The organism is Dyadobacter sp. CY343 (genome assembly GCF_021390335.1).
In the GTDB taxonomy this organism is placed as follows: Bacteria; Bacteroidota; Bacteroidia; order Cytophagales; family Spirosomataceae; genus Dyadobacter.
Genome location: NZ_JAJUXK010000004.1, coordinates 860,515 through 882,786 on the forward strand (window position 1 = coordinate 860,515; position 22,272 = coordinate 882,786).

Below are 22,272 nucleotides of genomic sequence, written 5' to 3' on the forward strand. Positions count from 1 at the left end.
ATATCGCTGTTTTAGTCCTGAGGAACCGAAAATCTGACGTAACCTGTGAAGGCCATACGTTGCCCCATCTCGCGGTAAGCTTCGTGTTCTTTCGGTGCCCAGGTACCCAGTCCGTCCACATATCTGTTGAACATGCAAAATGCCGCAGCGATCAAAACCGTATCGTGGATTTCCTTGTCTGCCGCTCCTTCTGCTTTTGCGGCAGCAATATCCTCCGCGTGCACTTCCCGGCCGCTTTTCTGCACCTTGGCGGCGATATTCAGGAGCGCCCGTAGTTTTGGGGAGATCTCAATTTGCTGAAATCCGTTCTTGATATCGTCGATCAAACTGAGGTCGCAATCCAAATGCGCCATCGCGGCCGAAGCGTGCGAAGTGTGACAGAAATGGCAGTTGTTCAAATGCGAAACGTAGGCGGCGATCAGTTCGCGCTCACCGCTGGTGAGTGGAGAATCGCCCCGGAGCAGGGTTTCTGCGAGTAATTGCAAAGGTTCGGCGGTTTCGGGCCGGAAATTAAAAAGTCCAACAATACCCGGAAGCGATTCGTCGGGCAGGGTAATATGTGCCATTTGAGGAAAGAACAGTTTAGTAAATGGATAATTCTTCCTTCCGTACAGAAACAGACAAATAGTCAGATGATCAGTGTATCATGATCACATTAAGACTTTTACGGAAAGAATAAAAAATTTACTAAGCCTGATCAGGCGGCGGAGATGGTATTGAAAAGTGGCTTTCAGAGATAAAAGCCGGTAGGTTTGAAGCACCTAATTCCCGGGCTGGCGTCCATTCGAGCACATAAAACACGTGCTTTCTGTCCTGGCCCATATACTCTTTCAGGAAGTTCTTTAATAAATTGGAATGCTGACTTTTTTGATCATCCGCCGACTGGCCGGTAACCTGATCATTGATCTTAGAAACCAGATCACTGAACCTATCGCGCGCATGCTGGTCAAGCTCACAATGCACGTACATCGTATCATTGAGCAGTTGCTGGCTCTTCATTTGGTAAAAATGGCCTTCGTGCTGAATTTGACCTTCCACCGCTTCCGGCGCACTCCAGTCGGTCTGGTAAGGAACACTTACCGGGATTTTAATCACAATACCCGCGGAGCCAGTCGATTGCTCGATCAGGTCTTTGTTGGCGCCACTGATCTTATAGCTTCCCTCCGACAGATAGACTATTGAATAGCCGATCATATTGTAGAGCAAGAGCCCAAAGAGCAGTATGGATAAAATCCTGCGCAATGTTTAAATATTGAAATTTCTGATTGTGCAAATGTATAAAAAGCTTTCGATGGATTTTATGCTTTTGCGGCTATTTTTACTGTCAATATTTTAGATTCTTGATATAATACCTCGTATATGCCATTTGTTGATTTCAATTCGAAGAAAATTATAAAAATCTGGGACGGGATTTATGGTACGCTGGCTCATTCCGAACAGCAGACTTTCGGCCACTTTACGATTGACGGCGGCACGGTACTGCCGGAACACAGCCATTTTCACGAACAATGGTGCCACGTGTTGGAAGGTGAACTCGAATTTGAGATTGACGGCGAAAAAATGCTGCTGACCAGCGGAATGACCGCCTATATACCTTCCAATGCGCCACATTCGGCAGTTGCACATACGCAGTGCAGGGTAATAGATTGTTTCACACCCGCGCGCCAGGATTTTATTGAGCTCGAAAGGAATAGTCAGTAATAAAAAAACCGGCACTACGCGTGTAGATGCCGGTTTACATATATGTTTTGTATCTCTCCTACACAAGCTCATTTTCATAATGCAGCCCAATCTGTGCGGGAGGAAAGGTTGCAATCTTGTTGAATTCCGCAATTGCCTGACTAACCTGCCTCTGCGATATTCCGCTGTATTCAAGTAACAGTACCTTCGCCTGCTGCGGTGTCGACCGTCGCATTTTCCAATATTGAGGATGATTTGCACCGATCGGTGTCCGGAAGAATGTCTCTTTGGGGTCTTTTATAAAAACTTCATAGTCAGTACTAACCTGCGGATTGTCATTCAGGAAATAGCCTTTGACGACTACTTTAACTTCCCTGCCACTTTTTAGATGAAAAATTTTTTCGTGTATCATAACGGCTACGTTTAAGAATATTTGCAAACATTACATCACGAACTTATTTTTCTTCATAAAGTTTAGCCAACGGTCGAATATGTTAGCCTGCGGTCGATTATGAGGATATTGAGGGTTACAGTATTTACAACAAACTGACTAACAAGCGATAGAAACCGGGCTACTCAACTACGTGACCGATAAACTGCGCGGTATTGTCCAGGATATTCCCCCCGCGCCGCAAACCCAGCGCACAAGCTTCCCCAACGTAAAATACACCTGCCTGATAACTTTTCCCCTCTGCATCAGCCGGAAACGGAAAGTACTCCTGATAGATCTTCGCCTGCTTGCCATATTCACCTTCGACCTGCTCCAATACAGCGCCTCCTTTTTCCAGGATGGAAACATTGGCACCTTCACGTCCAAATAAAACTTTGCTCACCGACTGCTTGTGCGGCAGCGCATAACGTTCCGTTTGCAGTAAAAGAGGATGGTAAGGATACAAATCCCACAAAACTTTTAAAATGTATTTGGATTGGAACAACAGTGTATACGCCGGATTCAGAATGACTGCTTTCCGGTTTCTGACAATTTGGGTCAGCATTCCGGCCAGTTCGGGCTCGTCCGTACCGATGTATTCCCAGGGAACGAGTTTGAACCAGAAATCGAAGCGGACAAATTCCCCCGTCGTCGTATCCTGAAAGAAAATGCCGTCACCGTTCGAAAACTCCACATCGTCGATATAAGCAAATTCGGTATCAAAACCTGCCTCACTTGCCGCGGCGGCCAGTACTGCTACATTCGTCTCGTCCTCGGGAAAATCCCGCATGGTAGAGAAAAGAATCGAAGGTGTCAGGTCCGGGTTCGCATCTTTCAGGTATTGAAACTGACCAACAAGCGTTTCATAAAGGGTATTGAATTGCTTCGCTTCGTCGAGCCCGTTCATGCGCAAATGCGCCCACTGTACCACGGAAGTTTCGGGAATGCAGGTAGCAGTATCGGCATTGAACTCGATCAGCTTGATCTGATCATTATCAAATCCACCGGCCAGGTCAAAACGCCCGTATAAATGAATATGCCGGTCGTCTTCCCAGGAAAGCTCGATCAGCTCGATGAGGTTCTCAGGTATTCCGAGATCCTTGTAAATTTTATTATCAAATACATACTGGCCGGCTTCGACCAGCATATCATATAAGGTATTGGCAGCGTCATAATATTGATTCGCCAGCTCTTCCCTGATTATCACTACGTCGTTAACAACATACGGGACAGTATCTGTCCCCAACATCCAGTCCCAGCCGGCATTTTGAAGCGCACGTTCAGGACCGTCTACCAATGTTCTAGTTTCTACCATTTCAAATTTCGTTTAGCCTCCGCTTCTCGATGATGAGCGTCCAAAAAATCCTTTTCTGCCTCCGCTTGGGCGGGTATTCACTGTGCGCGTGGTACGCGAAGCGTCAACCTGCCTGAAAGTATTCTGTGATTTCTGGTAAGCTGCCGGGTTACTGTAAACTCCGCTTGCGTTGGCTCCGCCGGAATTGCGGTAATTGTTGATATACCCGTTATTGTTGTTCCTGCCCAGCAAATAGCCCATTCCGCCGTAAAGCAGCATCGTCGACAAGCCGCTGTGGTGACCGACGGAAGATTGGTTTGTACGGATTTCCTCGTCGATCAACGCTTTTGCAGCCTCTGGGCTCAGGTTGTCCGAATGCCCGTCGAGGTATGTCACTACTGCGCCGGAGCTGTCGGGCGGTACATTATCTTCGCTGATGATCTTGAATTCACCGGGTTTTACTTCTTTAATATGCGAGCGGATTCCTTTTGTAAAAGTGGTCTCCTCGTAGCTGTAAGCCGCTTCATCCTCCTCATTGGAAGAGCAGCTGCCCAGCGAAATGCCCGAGAGCAATGCAATAGCCAGTGCGCCACCGATACTGATATCCTTCACGCTTTTAATAAAAGAACCTTTTCTTATTTGTGTCATACTATTGGGTTTTTAATGCTGACAATATCTAAAAATACACTTTTTGGCAGCGGTAATCTGCTATAATCTTTCAAATGGTACGTAATACAGGATAAAATTGCACAATTGCTTTACCAGCGGTTTTCAAGTGCTTTCACAAAAATTAAGGCATAACCCTTTGAAAGATCATGCCTTAGTAAGTAAAAATAGTGCCGCCGCTACGCTTTCTTGGCAATTTTTTCCAATGCACTCACCAGCTTGTCTAAATCCGTGAGTTTGGTATAAACGTGCGGGGTTACCCTTACACAATGTATATTTTCCCAGTTAATACCTACTGTGTGAATCTTGTGATCCTTCATGAGCTTCGCGTCCACTTCTTCCGGCTTCATTCCGTCTACGCTCACTCCGGCGATCGCGCAGGAAAATTCTGGTTTCAACGAAGTATGGATCTTCACACCGGGAATCTGCGCGGCTTTTTCTGCCCAGTATTTTTTGAGAAAATGAACCCGCTCCTGTTTACGTTTCGACCCGATCCCTTCCTGAAAATTGATCGCCTCCCCGATCGCCTGCTCGATTGGAAAGCTTCTGGTGCCTAATGTTTCAAATTTCCGGATATCGGCACTTTTGGGCTGACTATTACAAAGCAGCGGCCATATTTTCTCGATCTTATCCTTTTTTATCCACATCATCCCGCTACCCACCGGCGCGCTCAGGAACTTGTGGAGGCTCGTACCAAAGTAGTCGCAGTCGAGATCAGGGATTTTGTAATCAAGTAAACCAAAAGTATGGGCGCCGTCGACGACAACTTCGATCCCTTTGCTGTGCGCCATTTGACAGATCTTTTTCACCGGCATAATCTGCCCTACCCAGTTGATAATGTGGGTTACGTGAATGATTTTGGTATTGGGCGTAACTGCGTCGGCAAATGCTTTTACGATCTGCTCGTCGTTTTCAATGGGGAAATCAAAAGATAATTGTTTGTAAACCAGCCCGTCGCGCATTTGACGCTGTTTCCACGCCTGGATCATATTCGGATAATCCTGGATCGTGCCTATTATTTCGTCCCCTTTTTGCAGCGGAAGTCCGAAAATGACGGTATTTAAAGCCTCGGTCGCATTTCTGTTGATCGCAATTTCTTCGGCGTCGCAACCTGCGAGCTTGGCGAGGCGCTGGCGGAGAGGTTCGCGGCCTTTATCCATAATCCGCCACATATAATAGGAAGGGCCTTGCGCGGCTGCTCTGTTGTATTTCTCCAAAGCTTCCTGCACCGCCAGCGGCGAAGGCGAAACGCCGCCGTTATTTAAAATGATAATTTCACTCTTGCTGGCTGTGTAAGCGTCCTGAATCACGGACCAGTAATCTTCATTGTCGTTACTGTCGGCTTTCCAGTATTTTTCCGCGTTGCTGAAATGCTCTGCGTGGAGTTGGTTAAAAAGGCTGTCAATACCGAACGCGCCCATGCCGAGGGCAGCGCTCTTTCTGAAAAAGGAACGGCGATTATTCATAAATTTGGGTTAGGAAATAGTAACTGAGTGAGCTACAATTTATTGATAATCCGCCGAAATCCCAATTACATCTCGGGATCGCTTTTTACCACAGCCTGCAACAACCACTCATAGGTATCATAAGGCTCGGGCATACCTAAACTATCCAGTTGCAGGTACATTAAATGCACATGCGTAGGCGAGCGTTTCTTATAAGCATTATAGCCGCTGCGTCCCATTTCGGCAATTTTATCGCCCGCTTTTATGCTTTGCCCGGGTTGCACTTCCACGATATTATTGTGTGCGTAGTAAAACAACCCGTCAAGGCAGGGATCGTAAACCCAGATCCAGTTTCCGCCGCGGAGTTCGCTGTCGTATTTCCAGCCGGTTTCGGTGGCCAATACTATTCCTGATGAAAATGAAAGGACGTTAATAGGCTTCCACGTTCTGTCATCGAGGTTATCCTGGTCTTTATCTCTTACAAAAAGATCATGTGCAGGGTGGCTGCCGGCTACTTCCCGATCAAATAGATCAAAACCATTTGGCCGAAATCCTCTTCCTCTCGAACCGACGGATTCCCTGGGCAAATAGGATTCGACCGGATAAACGAAATAGGCGGAGTCGATGCCGCGGCAGGTGTCGGGCTTTACTATTTTTCGGATATTCCGCATGATTTCACTGAAAGCATTCCGGGCAGAATCGGGTGAAATAGCGCCGTCGCGGATATCAAGCTGTACCTGATTGAATGCGGCGCAATAGTCGGCTAGTGGTGTGGAAGATTCACTTTCATTAATAAAGGCTGAAATACTGACGATCAACAGCAGCCCAGCCACTCTTTTAACTGTCATCAAAAACATTTTTGTCATGAATCCTCTTTCCCCGAACAGATTGGTTTGTATTCCGGCCAGCGCCGGATTTAAATTAAAACAATACAAATGTATTTCTATTGCATTAAAAAGGTTCTATGCTTTCCTTTAAACCCGGAACACTAAACAAAAACACAATGCAATACCGTCGTTTTGGACGCACAAACTGGCAAGTCAGTGAAATTGGATATGGTATGTGGGGGCTCGCAGGCTGGACCGGCTCCGACCGCAAAGAGACCGATGATTCATTGAATCTGGCCGTAGAATCGGGCGTAAACTTTTTTGATACTGCCTGGGGATACGGAGAAGGATTGAGCGAGCGCATTCTGGGAGACCTTATAAAAAGATATCCTGACAAAAAAATATACGCCGCCACGAAAATCCCGCCGAAAAACCGCACCTGGCCTTCGAAGCCGGAGTTTAAGCTCGCTGATGTTTTTCCTGCGGATTATATTATTGAATACACAGAGAAAAGCCTGCAAAACCTGGGTACCGAACAGATCGACCTGTTACAATTTCACGTTTGGGAAGATAACTGGGCGCAGGAAGATGAATGGAAAGAGGCGATCCAGAAACTGACCCGGGAAGGTAAAGTAGGCGCCTGGGGAATCAGTATCAACCGTTGGGAGCCGGATAATGCATTGGAAACGTTGAAAACCGGGCTGATAGATTCGGTACAGGTGATATATAATATTTTCGACCAGGCGCCGGAAGACAACCTTTTCCCGCTTTGCCGCGAAAACGATATTGCCGTGATCGCGCGCGTTCCTTTCGACGAAGGCACACTCACGGGTACTTTAACAAAGGAAACAGTTTTCCCGGCCGACGATTGGAGATCCACTTATTTCGTTCCAGAAAACCTGAATTCCAGCGTAGATCACGCAGAAGCATTGAAAGCCGATATTCCGGCTGGTATGACGATGCCGGAACTCGCATTGCGTTTCATCCTTAATAATCCGGACGTACATACTACGATTCCCGGCATGCGGAAATTACCGCACGTAAGATCAAATGTAGCCGTAAGCGACGGAAACGCACTTTCCCCCGAAATAGCTGAAAAACTGAAAACCCACCGCTGGGACAGGCAGCCGACCCAATGGTCACAATAGAAAAAAACCCGCTTCCAGATCAGAAGCGGGTTTTTTTTATCTATATAACTTATTATCGATCGAGTACTTTCCGGGCCCGGTGAAGAAAAGGGTCAGGTAAGTGATCAGAAATGAAATTGCGTGTTCTTTTTCGGCAAATGGATCGGGTCCGTGCACGATGAATACGACAACGATCATCGTAATAATGAGCGGGATCAATGCGGCTCTTGTAAACAATCCCAAAATCAGCAGAATAGAGCAGCCGAATTCTGCGAGAATGGTCAGAACCTTGGATAATTCTTCCCCGATACCGATCGGATCCGCGAAAGAACTGTCGCCTCCGAGGTAACCGGAAAGCTTTGCATATCCGTGTGTGAGCATTAAACAGGATATACCGACCCGCAGGATCAGAATACCAAAATCCGCCGAAGCGGGCAGTTTAATCGGTTTCAAGAATTTCTTCAACATACATTTATTATTGTGTGAATAAATAATCCCTGGCCGCATTCACGGCCAAAATAACTCTTTTCACCTAACCGCAGAAACCGCCGAGATAGTTTCATAAATAATTTCGTGTCGCCATGGAGTCATATTTTTATTTGCCAAGTTATATTTTTAGATTTACCTAAATTATATTTCAGAGTAAATTAAATAATAGTTTTGAACACTTATGAAGCTATACATACTATTCATTCTGTGCATCTTAACCTCGGCTTCTCAGGCGCAATTTGTGCTTTCGGGAAACATTTCACTGGAAGGCCAGCCTGAAAGTGCATTCGGCGCGTCGGTTTATATTGACCAACTTAAAATCGGTACCACGGCAGATACTTTGGGCAATTATCGCATTTCAGATATCCCGAGCGGAACGTATACGATCAGGGTCAGCTATATTTCAATGCCCACGATTACCGAGAAAAACGTTTCCGTTAAACAGGATCTGGTAAAGAATTTCGTCATGAAATCGGGTGCCAATGCATTAGACGAGGTTGTGATCTCGGGAACGATGAAGGAAGTCTCAAAGCTCGACAGCCCCGTGCCGGTGGATATTATCACTGCCAAATTCCTTTATAAAAACCCGGTACCGAGCATTTTTGAAGGATTAAGCTACGTAAACGGCGTGCGCCCGCAGCTGAATTGTAACGTTTGTAATACCGGCGATATTCACATGAATGGCCTGGAAGGTCCGTACACGATGGTGCTCATCGACGGAATGCCCATGGTGAGCGGACTTTCCACGGTTTACGGACTTTCGGGTATCCCCAATAGCTTAATCGAAAGAGTTGAGCTTGTAAAAGGCCCGGCCTCAACGCTTTACGGATCAGAGGCTGTGGGCGGATTGATCAATATCATCACCAAAAATCCTTCGAAAGCGCCTGTTTTTTCGGCGGATGCATTCAGCACCAGCTGGCTCGATTACAATCTGGACCTTGGTATGAAGCTCACTGCAGGAAAAAATGTGAGCTCGCTGATCGGGGTGAATTATTTCAATTACCAAAATCCGCTCGACCGTAACGGTGACGGATTCACGGACCTTACCTTGCAAAAACGCATTTCGATTTTCAACAAATGGTCATTTAACTTAAAAAATAACAAGCAGGCGAATATTGCCGCGCGGTACTATTACGAAGATCGCTGGGGCGGGCAAATGAACTGGAATAAGGCTTTCCGCGGCGGAGACGAAGTTTACGGAGAAAGCATTTATACTTCCAGATTTGAAGTACTCGGAAATTATCAGCTGCCTATCGAGGAAAAGATCACCCTGCAATATTCATTCAGCTCGCATCATCAGAATTCAGTTTATGGGAATGTGCCGTTTCTCGCGGACCAGAAAATTGCATTTGCCCAGTTGCTTTGGGACAAGGAAATCGGGAAGCATAATCTGTTGATTGGTACCCCTTTCAGATACACCTTTTATAACGACAATACTCCGGCAACACGTTATCTCGATGGAAATGACCACGCTGACAAGATTTATCTGCCTGGTTTTTTTGTGCAGGATGAGATCCGTTCGGGGCCGCATTCGCTATTGCTTGGCGCGAGATATGACTTCAATAGCCGGCACGGAAGCATTTTCACGCCCCGTGCCGCTTACAAATTCAAGTTTAACCAAACGGATGTTGTTCGCCTGAATGTGGGTCGCGGCTTCCGGATTGTAAATCTGTTCACCGAAGACCACGCAGCATTAACCGGCTCCCGGCAGGTAATTGTGAAAGAGGCACTTAACCCGGAGCAAAGCTGGAATGCAAATATAAATTTCGTGAAAAAGATTGTCACCGGGAGCTCATTTATCGGCTTCGACGCTTCTGTTTTCTATACCCATTTCACCAACCGGATCCTGCCGGATTACGACACCGATCCCAATCAGATCATTTACGATAACCTCGATGGTTACGCAGTTTCGAAAGGAGTTAGCCTGAATTTGGATTTTAACTTCCCTTTTCCGCTGAAAATAATTGCCGGAGGTACTTTAATGGACAATTTCCAGAAAGAAAATGGCGTACGTTTCCGGCCGGTGCTGACGGAAAGATTCACGGGTGTCTGGTCAGTCAATTATGAGATTCAAAAAGCGGGAATCTCGCTCGACTACACGGGCAATATGTACGGACCGATGCGGCTGCCGGTGTTGAGCGAAGAGGATCCGCGCGCGCGCGTTTCACCGATCTGGTCACTGCAAAATATCCAGGCGACCAAGAAGTTTGACAACGGTCTGGAAATTTACGGCGGTGTAAAAAACCTGCTCAACTTCACTCCCCCAGCCAATTCCATTGCCCGGTCGAATGATCCTTTTGATAAAAATGTGAAGTTCGACGATAGCGGCCAAGTGATCGCCACACCGGAAAATCCGTACCGATTGACCTTCGATCCGTCTTACGTTTATGCTCCTAATCAGGGGCGTCGGGTATTTCTGGGTATGCGATATACGTTGAGGTAAAACGCTGAAAATCTGGCTTCTAAAAAAGTGAACGAAAATGACCGTTTATAATTTTTCGAAGACCAAAAACGTATATAGTATTGATATTCATTGATTTGAATAATTTTTGATTGTATATTTGTGCCATCGATTATTTAACACTACCTGATTATGGCATTAGCAAAACAATTTGTAAAGAGCAAGTCTGTTTACAAAGTAACATTTACCGTTCCTGCGGAAGCTGCTGCGGACGCGAAGACAGTAGCCGTTGTTGGCGAATTTAACAATTGGAATCCTGAGGCGGTTGTACTTAAAAAACAAAAAGACGGATCGTTCAAAGGCATTGTAGAACTAGCCGCAGGGGAACACCAGTTCCGCTATATTTTGGATGGCGAGAAATGGGAAAATGACTGGGAAGCAGACAAATACGTACCAGCAGGTGTAGACGAATTAGCTGAAAATTCAGTGGTTGTTTGCAGCTAGTTGGGTTTTAGCTGTTAGCTGTTAGCTGTTAGCTGTTAGCTGTTAGCTGTTAGCTGTTAGCTGTTAGCTGTTAGCGTAAAAAAACCGGAGGTAGGTGATCTACTCCGGTTTTTTTGTTTTCTATAAATTTTTTCTCAAACCAATAGCTAATAGCTAACAGCCAATAGCTAACAGCCAATAGCCAACAGCCAACAGCTAAACCTTAAATGCATCACTCTCCACATACGCCTTGATCAGCGCGTCTTCGCCTTCGGCTCCTGTTTGTGAATTCCCGTGCTCCATACCCATGATAAAGGATTTATTTTCCTTTTTGCTGCGGTCGTAAATGTATTTGAATATGTTTTTGTAATTGATCTCACCGGTAGTCGGCTCTTTCCTTCCCGGCTCGTCACCGATCTGGAAGTAATCAATTTCGCTCCAAGTTTTGTCGATATTGTAGATCAGGCGGCCTTCGTTCTTCTGCATGTGATAGATATCATACAGGATCTTGCACGATTTACTATTTACCCCGCGGCATATTTCATAAGTCTGCTCGGAAGTACGCAGGAAAAGGTTAGGTGAATCGCTAAGCGGCTCCAAAACCATGACTAACCCGTGTGGTTCCAGGATCTCGGCGCCGCGGCGTAGTGCGTCGATCACGTGGCCGGTCTGAACGCCTATCGGCAGGTTTCTTTCAAAATCACCAGGCACGACGGTCATCCATTTTGCATTCACCCGCTTGGCCACTTCGACCGCTTTTTTACAGCCATTGAGAAAAATATCAATGTATTCCTGCTTGCCGGCAGCAAGTGTATTGGCTCCGTTTCCACCTTTATCTACCACAAAAACACCCATTTGCATGCCCAAACGCGTCATTTCTTTCGCGATCGCTTCCTGCTCCTGCACCGGGCGGCCCATCATACCATTATCTTCAAGCGCCATGAAACCGTTATCAGCCATAAATTTAAGCTGATCGATAACACCTTTTCCGGCTTTATTTTGGAACATTCCGAAATGGGGTGCGTATTTGAGCTTGAACTGATTCTTGGCGGTCGGGGCTGGCTGGCCAGCAAAAGCATTATCAGCTGCTACTGCTGCACCCGCCAGACCTAATGTAGATTTTACAAAATTTCTACGAAGCATGTTTTTTCTTGAGTTATGTTTGAATTGTAAAGAAACGAAATGCACTGATTTACCTCAAAAGCACTTCTATTATTTTACAAATGCACTTTTACTAAGACCTTCTCCTTTTCCGGCGTTCCTTTCTGGAAGCTGGCTTTTGCGGAGCGGCTTCGGCTTCCTGCACTGCCGGTTTAGGAAAATAGGGAGCTAGCTGAGCCTTGATATCTTCCCTGAATGCGTTTCTCACACCGTCCAATGCACCTTCTTTTACTTCGCCCGCAAGCCGGTCGTCCAGGAGTAGCTTCACAACCGTTTCTTCGCCTGGCCAGCTCGCCCCCAGGAACTTAGCAGCATTCTTGCGAACAGCTACGGATTCGTCCGGATTGACAGCAGCAGAGCGCAGCAGATAAACAGACTCACTACTTCCTACTGTTTGAATAGAAGCCAGCAAAGCGATTTTCTTCGCTTCGTTCATGCCGGCCAGCTTTTGGGTTACGTAAGAAATCCCCGCTTGTTCCAGCAATAATGCGCCAGCGTCCCTCCCGAGCACTTCGTCCGATTTGTCCAGCGCCATTTTAAGCAGCCGGTCATTTTCAGATTCCAGCTCGTAGCGCGTCATCAGGTCAATGTAATGCTCGGTACCATAAGTTTCGTCGAGCAATTTGTTCAACGCGGACAATCCCTGCTGTGAATTTTTTACAAATGATTTATCCAAATGCAGCAGTGCCAGCTTACTTACCTCAATCCGATCGCTTGCGGGAACTGAGAGCACATTCAGCAGCGCCTGTGACTTTTCGTAACCAGCGCGGAAGAAATCGAATGCACGGAAATACCTTAACCTGCTTTTGAAATCAACAGAAGTATCGGCAGCGGCCTCTGTCAAATACGGGATCGCCTGCCGGGTCCGGGCAAGCCAGATAATATCTTTGCCTGCGTCAGTGGCAGTGGGTTTCCCTTTTTGTCTTTCCAGCCAGGCCGGAAAAATCCGCTCCCACTGATCGAATGCACCGATACTCAGTGCCTCTACAGTCCAGCGGTCATTTCCTTTGTATTGTTTTGCCAATTGCAGCCACACATCCAGTGCTTCATAAGTGTGGTTATGGTTGATCGCAAGTGCACATTCGCGCCGCACCTGCGGATCGGGATCGGCGGTAAGTCTTTTGATATATTCAGTGGGGTCGCTATTGCGCTGACGCACAGCGCGTAACGCCGTAATGCGGATGTTTGGATTTAAATGCCGGAAGCCAATATCCAGTGCGCGGTAATTGAAACCCTCAATGCGGTTAAGTACCCACAATGCCCGGGCGCGCAGTTTCGGGTTTGCATTGTATCTGTTAAAAAGCTCTTCCAAAAATGGTTCTGCGTTCCAGCCGTGTTTTACACAGGCATTCCAGGCCAGATAGCGCATCGACAAGTTGGGGCTTTGCAATGCTTTCACCGCTTCCTCCGGGTTAGTAAGGTCGAAAACCGGAATAGTATAAGGTACTCCCGGAGGCGCCACGCGGAATATCCGCCCGCGGCTTTTGTCTTTCATTTGATTCGAGCCGATCACAGGATCGTACCAATCGGAAATAATGAGCGAACCGTCGGGTGCAACGCAAACATCCGTAGGCCGGAACCATTTGTCGCGGGTACCTTCCACGATCGGCAGGATTCCAGTCGATTTGTAGCCCGCTCCGTCAACTTCGACGGGAAATGCATTTACGTAGCGCTGACCTGCGTCGGCGAGTAATATCTGGTCCCAGTAGCGCCGGGGAAGCAGCTCACCTTCGTAAATGGTCATCCCCATCGGAAACCCTGAACCCGTTTGCAACAGATCTGGCACTACGCCCGGGTCGTTCTGGTGCCAGTGCCTCCGCGGTATTTCGTCTTCAAGATTGGTCCTGTTAAGTCGCCAGCTTGCGCCGGTCATTTCGTCAATATATCCGAAATTCCCATTTTCCATCACATAAGAAATCCGGTCACTTCCGTTACCCGGCTCTTCCTGGTCCGACTGCCACATGGTTCCGTAGCTGTCGACGGCTACTTCAAAACCATTTCGGAAATTTTCAGCCATAATTTCAACTTTGGTAAAGTCCTGCTCGCAGCGAAAAACTACACCTTGTTTGAATTGCCTGAAATCGATCGGTCTCTCATATTTATCCAGCAAAGGCCTATCCTGACCGTCTACCAGCTGTCTTCCGGCATTTCCGAAGTTGAAGTAAAATTTTCCATCGGGCCCGAAAACGAATGCGTGTACCCCTGCGTCACTTTGCACGCCGCCTATTCCTTTGAAGAGAATTTCCTTGGTATCAGCCTTATCGTCGCCGTTTGTATCTGTAAAAAGCCACACGTACGGACTTTGAGAAACGATCGCTTTATTGCCCATTACCCAGATCCCGAGCGGCGCATTGATCTCCGGTCCCTGATAAAAAACCTTGGTAACATCGGCTTTTCCGTCTCCATCCTTATCTTCCAGGATCAGGATGCGGTCGCCCATTCCCAGTTCGGATTTTCCGTTGACGGCCGGGCGATAATTATAAGCTTCACAAACCCAAACCCTGCCACGGTGATCCACATCGATATTGATCGGATTAATCACATTCGGCTCGGAAGCAAACAATGTCGCTTCGAGTCCGTCGGCCACTTTGATACCAGCGACTGCATTCCGTGAAAAACGCTTTTCCGGCTCAGAAAGCGCTGCATAAGCGCTATCCGGGTCGATAACAACCACTGGCTCAGTAACTAATGTATCGGTAACCTGGGAAAAACCTTGGACCTGAGGAAGGAAAGAAGCTGCCGCAAGGAAGAGGGCAAAACTTTTAATATTAAATTGTTTCAAAACAAATTTGATGACGCGAACTACACAAAAACCGTTTAAAAATACAGCTTGTTTCCTGAATAATGAAGAGAAGATTTAAAGTTGATGGGAATGAGCATAATTAGATATTCCAAATAATTCGCTCGAAGGCATTCTGCATGTTCCCCCGGCCCCTGAAGGGGAGAACGCTGATCCGAAATAATGTCTCGAAATTCCGTAAAACAATAAAAAGCCACAAGTCCCCTTTTGGGGATTTAGGGGTTATCAGCACTAAGTCAAAAAACTGCAAGCGCCTTAACAACAAAAGCCAATTTGTTATATCACAAAACAATGTATCTTTGGATCTTCCACGTCTATCAATATTGTGAAAGAAAAGATCAAGCAGCTTATAGCGGAACATCTGATCAGAAGAGGTGCATTGAAGATCACTTTGCATAATTACAAAGCGACCGGAGTATTGACAGATGCGATAAGAGACCGGATTCTGGATGAGATCAATGAAATTGATAGTGTGATCGAAAAGTTGAAGGAAATATTGAAAGCGATCTAGCAACCTAAAAATTTACTCAATGAAAGACCTTATTAAGAGATTAAGTGAAGCACGCAGCCTGGAAGATTACGAATCGGCGAGCAAAGAATGTCTCGACTATTTTCCAAAAGCGACGGAAAGTGAACGTTCCGAAATAAGGAAAGTGATGATTTCCAAAGGCGATGAAATGATGCTGAAAGCAAAAGAGTCGCGCCAAAAAGCAGCTGAGCTGATAGCAGAATATGAAGATGCGAATATCAATATCGAGATTGACGGTCGTAAATACCCGCTGAGTGAGTGGGTCACTATGAAAGAATATTGCCGAAGATTTGGGCTTAAAAACACGATGGTGATCAATAATTGGATCAATCGACAAATTATTCCGAAGGAGAATATTCTTAATATCAGTCAGTTAAATGGTCTCAGGCTTATTAAGGCAGTACCCTACAAGGGATAAACCCCTCTATAAAAAAACATGGAGCAATTGATAGTGTTGCTCCATGTTCTATTTTATTTCTTCTTCAAACCACTCAGATAATCAACCAACCCGACCAGCTCGTCTGTGGTCATTGCGTCCTGCAAGCCAGCCGGCATCATGGATTCTTTGAGCTGCTTCATTGATTTTACTTTCGACATTTTATATTCCTGCGTCGAGCCTCCCGGAAATTTCAATATCAGGTCGGTTTCTGTTTTGCTGGCTACAATGCCGGTTATCACCGAACCATCTTTGAATGTAACCTCGAAACCTTCGTAACCAAAACCAATACCAGCACTTGGTTCAAAAATAGCGGCGTATTGCGCTTCTTTTGGCAATTTACTGCCAATTTCCGACAGTTTCGGGCCAAAATCCATTCCCTCCCCATTCACCTGGTGACATACTGCACAATAGGTACCGAATACCTGCTTGCCTGTTGCCGCGTCGCCTTTCATACCGATCAGCTCCTTCATTTCAGGATGGCGGCGCGCTGTGGTTACGCTGCCTTCCAGGTATTTAGCGGCTTCTGTTTTAACCGCTTTCCGCCACGCGCCGCTCAGTCCCTTCACGGCAGCGACCTTCACATCACCAGTCAATTTTCCTTCTTTGAGCAAAACCAAAACCTGATCCTCGCCGCTCATCGTGCCGCCAAGCGACCTTGCCGCCACCGTGCGCTGCGCGATCGGGTAACTTTCTGTGGTGGCTACCTCTCTCAATATATCCAGTGACTCTTTACTTCCGGCCGATCTGAGAGCAGCCAGGATCGCTTCGCTTTTCGCGATATCGCTTCCTTTGATCGTCTTCCAAACCAATTCTCCCCCGCCCTGCTTCATCAGCTGGGCTGCGGCTGCCGGACCCGTGCGGCTGGAAGTTTCTTTGATTGCCAGATCAAGCAGACGCTGGTTTTCGGATTTCAGCTCGTATTTCGCTACCAGTTCCAAATATGCGGGTGTTCCGTAATTGCTATCCAGTAGTTTTTGGAGCGACGCCATCGCTTCTGCATTTTGTTTTACAAAACCCGGATCCAAATGCCTCAATGCGAGTTCATTCACTTTGTCCTGATCCTTACCGGAGCCTTTCATGATTTGAAGCAGTGCTAGTGATTTCTCATTGGCTGCGGGATTAAAGTCAAATGCACGGAAATAGCGCAACCTGCTTTTCAGGTCTGCTTTGGAGTCACCCGCAAGCGAGGCTAACAATGATAAAGATTCTTTTCCTCTCGACCGCCATACAATATCCTTTCCCGCTTGCGTGGCAATAGGGTTACTGCCCGCTTTTGCTGCCCAGGCGCTAAAAAACGAATCCCACTGATTATCAGCACCAATACCGAGTGCTTCAAGATACCAGCGGTCTTTTCCGTCATATTGCTGCGCCAGTTCCGCCCACAATGCGGGAGAACCAGCGGATTTGTTGTGATGCAATATTAATGCGCACTCCCGACGGACCTGCGGCTCAGCATCTTTTACCAATAATTTAATATAAGCCAAAACGTCCAGCCCTTTTGCCTCGCTCGCAGCGCGCAGCCCGGCGATGCGCATGTCAGGATTCGTGTCTTTTACAGCCAGATCAATGTTCTTTTCGGCTGATGAAGGCCATTTACTCAAAACCCAGAGCGCCCGGGCCCGCATTCTGTAATCTGTATTTTTGTCCTTAAATAGCTTTTCCAAAGCCGGAGCTGCTTTCTCGCCCATTACATTTAATGTATTCCACGCCTGATAACGCACCGATAAGTTAGGGCTTTGCAATGCTTCCACCGCGCCGGCAGTAGTTGAGTAATCTGCCTTTTTGAACCGGTAAGGTGCATTTGCAGGCGCAACTCTATAAATTCTTCCCCTTTTCTGATCGCCAGCCTGGTGACCACCTACGCCCGGATCGTACCAGTCCGAAACGATCAGCGAACCATCGGGAGCGACGCAAACGTCACTCGGCCTGAACCACTGGTCTCTCTTTCCATCGACGATATTGACGATCTTAGCTGTATAGCCTGCGCCCGATTTTTCAACCGGATAGGAACGCAAAACATTATGTCCCGGCTCGCAGTGGATCATTTGACCATAAAATTCCTTTGGAAGTAACTTACCCTCGTAAACCACCATACCTGTGGGTGAACCCGAGCCGGTTTGCAACAAATTCGGGACCACACCCGGATCGTTTAGATGCCAGTGGCGCTGCGGAATGGAATCTTCCATATTGGTCCGGTTAGCCCGCCAGCCTGCGCCGGTTACCTCATCGGTGTAGCCGTAATTGCCATATTGCATTACATAATTGATCCGCACACCTTTGTTCCCGTCGTCGTCATTATCTGACTGCCACATGGTACCATAACTATCCACAGCCACTTCATAGTTATTCCTGAAATTATTTCCCAAAACCTCGATATTCTTGAAATCAGGATCGCAGCGGAAAACCATTCCCTGTTTCAGCTTTTTGAAATCAATTTCCTGACCATTTTTGTCAACAACCGGCTTGCCTTTCCCGTCAAGCAACTGGCCGCCTTCATTTCCAAAATTGAAATACAACTTTCCATCAGGCCCAAAAACGAATGCGTGCATGCCGTGATCGTGCTGCTCGCCACCCAGTCCTTCGAATATCACTTCTTTCTTATCTGCCTTTAAATCACCGTCTTCATCCGTAAAAAGCCACACGTACGGACTTTGAGAAACAATTACCTTGTTGCCCATCACCCAAATTCCAAGCGGCGCATTGATTTCTTTTCCCTGATAAAAAACATTGGTCTTATCGGACTTTCCGTCACCGTCGGTATCTTCCAGCACCACAATCCGGTCGCCTTCATTATTGGTAGGATTCCCGTTTATCGCTGGGCGATAATTATAAGCTTCACACACCCACACACGGCCCAGGTGATCTACGTCGATATTAGTCGGATTCGTAATAGTAGGCTCCGATGCGAACAGGGAAGCTTCGAGTCCGTTTGTCACGGAAAGTCCCGCTACTGCATATTTAGGAGACCTTTTTTGCTCTTCGGTCAGATCCTTATAAAGACTGTCGAGCGCGGCACTTTGTGAAGTACTTGGATTGGTACGCTGGTAAGTAGCGACCAGCAGGCCAGCCAACAGGCAGCCTGCCGGAAATAGTATCAGTGATTTTTTGAAGTTCATGAGGTGAAATAATATAGGTCGGGAAAGCAGGACCGAATTGTGCTATTCTTAAATTAAAGATTGCTATTTTTAAAGTAATAAGAGCCAATCCACCTGTCATTTACTATCATGAACAAGACTTTTTTTTCCTTAATAGCTGTCGCACTGGCACTTCCGGCGGCTGCTCAGAAAATCCTTTCACCTGATATTCAGATTAAGACGGCGGTACTCGCTGCTCCGTCGGAAAAACAGGCCGGCGCGAAGGTCTACGGCTATTCGGCTGACGGAACGTTCAAGGTATTGCGGGATGGTACAAATGATTACGTGTGCATTGCCGACGATCCGAAAAAGGACGACATTGGCGTTTCCTGCTACCACGCCGATCTTGAACCATTCATGGAACGCGGCCGCGTGCTGACGAAAGAAGGCAAGAATGCGAAGGCGATTTTTGATATAAGAGAAAAAGAAGCAAAAGACGGTACACTGAAAATGCCGAAACAATCTTCGACATTATTTGTGCTTTCAGGCACGAAAGATAATTACGATGAGGCTGCCGGCACGCTTAAAAACGGCTACTTACGCTACGTCGTGTATATTCCATTTGCGACGGCCGAAAGCTCCGGGCTGCCGCTCAAACCGGACGTTCCTGGAATGCCCTGGATCATGGACCCGGGCACGCACCGGGCACATATTATGATCAACCCCGCAAAACCCTGACCTTTAACAGATATAAAAACCTCATATGAAAAAAATATTCCATAGTATTGCCGTCCTGAGCCTGTGCGCACTTTCTTATCAATCCATGGCACAAAACGAAACGATCAATCTCTGGCCGGAAGGCAAAGTCCCCAATTTTAAATCCAGTGATATTCAGGAAAAATCAGAGACAGACGCGAGTGGCATTCTCCGGATCAGCGGCGTTACGGTTCCTACAATGACTGCCTATATTGCACCGAAAGAAAAAGCGACCGGCGCGGCTGTTGTGATTTGTCCCGGAGGCGGTTATGGTATCCTGGCGGCTTCCCACGAGGGAAGTGATTTTGCCAAATGGTTCAACGACCGCGGTATTTCAGCATTTGTATTAAAATACCGTTTGCCCAATGCAAAAGCGATGGAACACCAGCATGAAGTACCATTAATGGACGCGATGCAGGCGATGAAACTGGTCCGCGAAGGCGCAGGCAAATGGAATATCGGCAAAAATAAAATCGGTGTAATGGGCTTTTCAGCTGGCGGGCATTTGGCGGCGACGCTTTCCACTCACCATAATATGGGCCCGAAAGCTACTCCCGACGCAAAACCTGATTTTTCTATTCTGCTTTATCCGGTGATTTCTTTCCAGCCGACCATTTCCCACGGCGGCTCGCGCGACAATTTGCTGGGTTCAGAAAAATCGGAAGAATTGATCAAGTATTACAGTAACGAAATGCAGGTAAGTGACCAAACCCCGCCCGCATTCCTGGTGCACGCGATGGACGATACCGGCGTGCCCGTCGAAAACAGTATTCAATATTATCTTGCATTAAAAAACAAAAAAATTCCTGCCGAAATGCACCTTTACCCGAAAGGCGGCCACGGTTACGGCATGCGCACCGAAGGAAAAGGTTCTCTTGCCAACTGGCCCGCCGCACTGGAAGGCTGGCTGAAAGCGATGGGTTATATGAAGTAGTATATTTGAAATGACCGCACTGAACCGTTTTTTATCCAATCAGAAGTACCTGCTGTTTTTGTTCCTCGCGATCGCCATTTTCGCGAGCCTGCAATCTTACTTTTCGCCATTGAAAACGTTTGTAGAGGGCGGGAGGCATTACACAGCTTATAATAACTACATCATTTTCAAGCAGTCCTTTTTTCACTTTCTGGAAGGAAAAGACCTGTATATTGAATACCTCGACGAACAGGGTGATCTGTTTAAATACAGCCCGACCTTCGCGATCCTTTTTGGCATTTTCGGACTGATGCCCGACGTGCTCGGACTTTCGCTCTGGAACATCCTCAATGTGGTCGTGCTGCTCTATTCCGTCTATTATCTCCCAAAATTTGATGTTCGGACGAAAGGATTGATACTCGTTTTTATGGTGGTAGAAATGCTCACAGCCACTCAGAATGAACAGAGTAATGCATTGATCGCCGGATTACTCCTATTCACTTTCGGCGCACTCGAAAGAAGAAGCTATTGGCTGGCGTCGTTTTGCCTGGTATCGACGATCTATATTAAACTGTTCGGGATAGTCGGGCTGGCGCTATATTTATTGTATCCTGATAAGTTGAAGTTGACTTACACCACCGCTTTCTGGGTTGTCATTTTTACGATTTTTCCATTGGTAGCAGTTGACTGGGAGCAGTTTTTATTTTTGTATAAAAGCTGGGGAAATCTGCTTTCCAACGACCACTCGATCTCTGACGGAATCTCCGTAATCGGCTGGTTGAGAACGTGGTTTGGTCTTGAAATGAATAAAACTTATGTGAGTGTAGCCGGTGCGCTGTTGTTTTGCATTCCCTTATTAAGGATAAAAGCTTACGCCAATTTCACTTTCCGGATATTAATGCTGGCGTCCGTGCTGATTTGGGTGGTGATATTCAACCACCGCGCGGAGTCGCCCACATTTATCATTGCGGTGACCGGCGTCGCGCTCTGGTATTATGCCCAGGTTCCGTCGCGTGTAAATTACATTTTATTGATACTTACCCTGATTTTCACCATCCTCTCGCCCACCGATCTGTTCCCAAAATTTATCAGAAATGAATGGATGAAACCGTATGTGGGGAAAGCGGTGCCTTGTATTTTGGTGTGGGTAAAATTGCTTTACCACCTGCTCTGGGGACAATTGCTACCACGGAAATTTGAAGAAGCGGAAGAGCTGATTTAATGAAAGGACGTTACGGAAGTCCTGCGGCAAGATTCCGTAACGCGCCAATCCGAACCTTAATTTGCACTCATCATCAACCGGCTCACTTCGCGTACTTCGTCGGTTGAAAGAAAGATATTCTTAACTATTTTTTCATGATCATTGGAAACTTCCACCGTATAGTTTCCATCTTCCATTGCTGCGAAATTCAGTTTTTTGCCAAACTTGGTCGCCCACCTGCTCACTAATTCTTCGTGCAGAACTTTGCCTTTGAAATCCATTATTCTAATCGATAAGCGTTCGCCTCTTTCTTTTTCAAGAAGCAGGTTCATCGTTTCCGTGTTGCGGACACGGTACATGCCTATCTTAAATCTTTCACACGTGTTATTCTTGCATTCCGCTTTGACTTCAACTGGGTCAATGGCGAATGCTTGTTGGTTAAGAAGGCAAACGCTGAATGTCAGCGCGGCGATTGTTTTCATCACATTTTTCATGGCTTTCCGAAGGTTTGGTAATTGAGAGATCATCGAGTTTCCCCAATGAGTATCGCCCCCCGC

The 22,272-nt window shown here is 46.8% G+C and carries 21 protein-coding genes; 9 read left to right on the forward strand and 12 right to left on the reverse strand.

Going from position 1 to position 22,272, the window contains the following annotated elements; all coding sequences use genetic code 11:
- Positions 1-11: 11 nt before the first annotated feature.
- The gene (locus tag LZG94_RS15645; protein WP_233792786.1) at positions 12-566 is read right to left on the reverse strand and encodes a carboxymuconolactone decarboxylase family protein; all 555 of its coding nucleotides are present in this window, start codon (positions 564-566) and stop codon (positions 12-14) included.
- Positions 567-687: 121 nt separating this feature from the next.
- A complete protein-coding gene (locus LZG94_RS15650; RefSeq protein WP_233792787.1) occupies positions 688-1,242 on the reverse strand; it encodes a hypothetical protein in 555 nt (184 codons plus the stop codon).
- 117 nt (positions 1,243-1,359) lie between these two features.
- Between LZG94_RS15650 and LZG94_RS15655 the strand changes: the two genes are divergently transcribed.
- On the forward strand, positions 1,360-1,701 hold the full coding sequence (locus LZG94_RS15655; protein WP_233792788.1) for a cupin domain-containing protein: 342 nt from the start codon (positions 1,360-1,362) through the stop codon (positions 1,699-1,701).
- A 58-nt stretch (positions 1,702-1,759) separates the two neighbouring features.
- Here the strand turns inward: LZG94_RS15655 and LZG94_RS15660 are convergent, their stop codons facing one another.
- From LZG94_RS15660 to LZG94_RS15680, 5 genes are all read right to left on the reverse strand, one after another.
- On the reverse strand, positions 1,760-2,092 hold the full coding sequence (locus tag LZG94_RS15660) for a hypothetical protein (RefSeq protein WP_215234516.1): 333 nt from the start codon (positions 2,090-2,092) through the stop codon (positions 1,760-1,762).
- Between the two features lie 160 nt (positions 2,093-2,252).
- Positions 2,253-3,425, reverse strand: a complete 1,173-nt coding sequence (locus LZG94_RS15665) for a glutathionylspermidine synthase family protein (RefSeq protein ID WP_233792789.1) — start codon at positions 3,423-3,425, stop codon at positions 2,253-2,255.
- A 12-nt stretch (positions 3,426-3,437) separates the two neighbouring features.
- On the reverse strand, positions 3,438-4,052 hold the full coding sequence (locus LZG94_RS15670; RefSeq protein WP_215234514.1) for a hypothetical protein: 615 nt from the start codon (positions 4,050-4,052) through the stop codon (positions 3,438-3,440).
- Between the two features lie 197 nt (positions 4,053-4,249).
- Positions 4,250-5,536, reverse strand: a complete 1,287-nt coding sequence (locus LZG94_RS15675; protein WP_233792790.1) for an aminotransferase class V-fold PLP-dependent enzyme — start codon at positions 5,534-5,536, stop codon at positions 4,250-4,252.
- 65 nt (positions 5,537-5,601) lie between these two features.
- On the reverse strand, positions 5,602-6,363 hold the full coding sequence (locus tag LZG94_RS15680; RefSeq protein WP_215234512.1) for a M23 family metallopeptidase: 762 nt from the start codon (positions 6,361-6,363) through the stop codon (positions 5,602-5,604).
- Positions 6,364-6,518: 155 nt separating this feature from the next.
- Between LZG94_RS15680 and LZG94_RS15685 the strand changes: the two genes are divergently transcribed.
- On the forward strand, positions 6,519-7,490 hold the full coding sequence (locus LZG94_RS15685) for an aldo/keto reductase (RefSeq protein ID WP_233792791.1): 972 nt from the start codon (positions 6,519-6,521) through the stop codon (positions 7,488-7,490).
- A gap of 36 nt (positions 7,491-7,526) precedes the next feature.
- On the opposite strand, the gene LZG94_RS15690 is transcribed toward LZG94_RS15685, so the two are convergent.
- Positions 7,527-7,937: a DoxX family protein gene (locus LZG94_RS15690; RefSeq protein ID WP_233792792.1), complete on the reverse strand. Its 411-nt coding sequence runs from the start codon at positions 7,935-7,937 to the stop codon at positions 7,527-7,529.
- A gap of 202 nt (positions 7,938-8,139) precedes the next feature.
- Here LZG94_RS15690 and LZG94_RS15695 point away from each other — a divergent pair, with 202 nt between their 5' ends.
- Positions 8,140-10,401 (forward strand): TonB-dependent receptor, encoded by a 2,262-nt coding sequence (locus LZG94_RS15695; protein ID WP_233792793.1) that lies wholly within the window; start codon positions 8,140-8,142, stop codon positions 10,399-10,401.
- A 150-nt stretch (positions 10,402-10,551) separates the two neighbouring features.
- A complete protein-coding gene (locus LZG94_RS15700) occupies positions 10,552-10,863 on the forward strand; it encodes an isoamylase early set domain-containing protein (RefSeq protein WP_215234508.1) in 312 nt (103 codons plus the stop codon).
- Positions 10,864-11,058: 195 nt separating this feature from the next.
- On the opposite strand, the gene LZG94_RS15705 is transcribed toward LZG94_RS15700, so the two are convergent.
- Positions 11,059-11,985, reverse strand: a complete 927-nt coding sequence (locus LZG94_RS15705; protein WP_233792794.1) for a hydroxypyruvate isomerase family protein — start codon at positions 11,983-11,985, stop codon at positions 11,059-11,061.
- Positions 11,986-12,076: 91 nt separating this feature from the next.
- A complete protein-coding gene (locus LZG94_RS15710; protein WP_233792795.1) occupies positions 12,077-14,785 on the reverse strand; it encodes a PVC-type heme-binding CxxCH protein in 2,709 nt (902 codons plus the stop codon).
- A gap of 343 nt (positions 14,786-15,128) precedes the next feature.
- Here LZG94_RS15710 and LZG94_RS15715 point away from each other — a divergent pair, with 343 nt between their 5' ends.
- Positions 15,129-15,314, forward strand: a complete 186-nt coding sequence (locus LZG94_RS15715) for a hypothetical protein (protein ID WP_233792796.1) — start codon at positions 15,129-15,131, stop codon at positions 15,312-15,314.
- A gap of 19 nt (positions 15,315-15,333) precedes the next feature.
- A complete protein-coding gene (locus LZG94_RS15720; RefSeq protein WP_233792797.1) occupies positions 15,334-15,750 on the forward strand; it encodes a hypothetical protein in 417 nt (138 codons plus the stop codon).
- Between the two features lie 53 nt (positions 15,751-15,803).
- Here LZG94_RS15720 and LZG94_RS15725 read toward each other — a convergent pair whose 3' ends face one another.
- A complete protein-coding gene (locus LZG94_RS15725) occupies positions 15,804-18,887 on the reverse strand; it encodes a PVC-type heme-binding CxxCH protein (RefSeq protein WP_233792798.1) in 3,084 nt (1,027 codons plus the stop codon).
- Between the two features lie 108 nt (positions 18,888-18,995).
- Here LZG94_RS15725 and LZG94_RS15730 point away from each other — a divergent pair, with 108 nt between their 5' ends.
- Genes LZG94_RS15730 through LZG94_RS15740 form a run of 3 tightly spaced genes read left to right on the forward strand, consistent with a single transcriptional unit; the run spans position 18,996 to position 21,736 of the window.
- Positions 18,996-19,583 (forward strand): hypothetical protein, encoded by a 588-nt coding sequence (locus LZG94_RS15730; protein ID WP_233792799.1) that lies wholly within the window; start codon positions 18,996-18,998, stop codon positions 19,581-19,583.
- A gap of 25 nt (positions 19,584-19,608) precedes the next feature.
- Positions 19,609-20,535 carry an alpha/beta hydrolase gene (locus tag LZG94_RS15735; RefSeq protein ID WP_233792800.1) on the forward strand — a complete coding sequence of 309 codons (927 nt, stop codon included), beginning with the start codon at positions 19,609-19,611 and terminating at the stop codon, positions 20,533-20,535.
- Between the two features lie 10 nt (positions 20,536-20,545).
- Positions 20,546-21,736, forward strand: coding sequence for a glycosyltransferase family 87 protein (locus LZG94_RS15740; protein WP_233792801.1), 1,191 nt, complete (start codon positions 20,546-20,548; stop codon positions 21,734-21,736).
- A 56-nt stretch (positions 21,737-21,792) separates the two neighbouring features.
- On the opposite strand, the gene LZG94_RS15745 is transcribed toward LZG94_RS15740, so the two are convergent.
- On the reverse strand, positions 21,793-22,209 hold the full coding sequence (locus LZG94_RS15745; RefSeq protein ID WP_233792802.1) for a hypothetical protein: 417 nt from the start codon (positions 22,207-22,209) through the stop codon (positions 21,793-21,795).
- Positions 22,210-22,272: the final 63 nt, after the last annotated feature.